Origin of the sequence: Aeromonas sp. S11(2024), from assembly GCF_041402345.1 — a bacterium.
Lineage (GTDB): Bacteria > Pseudomonadota > Gammaproteobacteria > Enterobacterales > Aeromonadaceae > Aeromonas > Aeromonas veronii.
The window spans coordinates 1-1,058 of record NZ_JBGLRC010000063.1 but is presented as its reverse complement, the minus strand read 5'-3'; the positions used below and the strand labels follow the sequence as shown (position 1 = coordinate 1,058).

Here is a 1,058-nt window from a genome sequence, read left to right as displayed (position 1 = left end):
TTTCATGGTGTATCGCTTTGTTTCTTTGGCGAGAAGAAGCGTACCCTAACTGGTAGTTGACCGCCTCTCTCCTATGCACCATGGGCATTGCACTTATTATCTGAATTCACGATCCGGCAGAGCCGGTTTGGTGCTGGTATCGCTCATCGATATAACCCGAAATGAATAAAAAGTGGGTCATTGTAGAGAATGCCGCCATGGCATTCAAGGCGGCCCAATACCGGCCAAGGCGGGCGGCCATCTATGTTGGCGCTCCGCTTATCCCCGTTGCCAATGCATCACCAGCTCGGGGTGGCCGCTATGCTCGCACAACTGCTGCTCACCCTCTTTGAAACCGTTGCGGGAATAGAAGCGCCGCGCCTGCTTATTTTCGGCGTAGACCGTCAACTCGAGTCGATCATATTGGGCTTTGAGGTGTTCGAGCAGTTGGCGACCCAGCCCGTGTGATTGGTGAGTTGGGGAGATAAACAGGGCGGCAATAGACCCTTGATACCAAGAGATAAAGCCCAGTAGCTGTCCATCCTCCTCATAACCCCAGCTCTTGCTGGCGGGCAGATAGATGTCCCGCATCGCTGCCCGTTGCTCATGCCAAAAGGCGGCGGGAATAAAGTCGTGGGCTTGTACCGATGCCTGATACCAGAGCTCGACGGCGGCATCCAGATCGGTTGTTAATAATGGGCGGATCATAGTGGCCTTAATAACAAAGGGTGGAAGTAACGCAGGCTCGATCAGCGCAGCGTAATCGGCATTCGTGGTAGCGAGAGGGGGGAGAGTTCTGCACCACTCCCGGTTCGCCACCTTGGCCAAAATGGCAAGGCTGTGATTTATGCAATCCCTGTTACCGTATAGTGTCGCTCGACATTGACGGTTATTTTCCCCCAGCGGGAGGATTTGACTCTGGCTTGGTGCGCTTGAAAAGCCGCCTGCTCAGTAAACTCTTCATAGACTGTATGGAGATGGTATTCACCTGACAGTTGCCCACAAAAGGGAGTGGTCATACGGCTTCAAACCGGATAACAAAACGGTACCCCTACCGTGTTATCTGGAGTCACCGTATG

At 53.3% G+C, this 1,058-nt stretch carries 1 protein-coding gene; it reads right to left on the bottom strand.

Going from position 1 to position 1,058, the window contains the following annotated elements:
• Positions 1-258 precede the first annotated feature (258 nt).
• On the bottom strand, positions 259-687 hold the full coding sequence (locus ACB040_RS20725) for an N-acetyltransferase (protein WP_194496461.1): 429 nt from the start codon (positions 685-687) through the stop codon (positions 259-261).
• Positions 688-1,058 lie beyond the last annotated feature (371 nt).

Bases quoted from the DNA above. Each gene is read 5' to 3' on its own strand.
- ACB040_RS20725 (WP_194496461.1), bottom strand. From the start codon at position 687: ATGATCCGCCCATTATTAACAACCGATCTGGATGCCGCCGTCGAGCTC.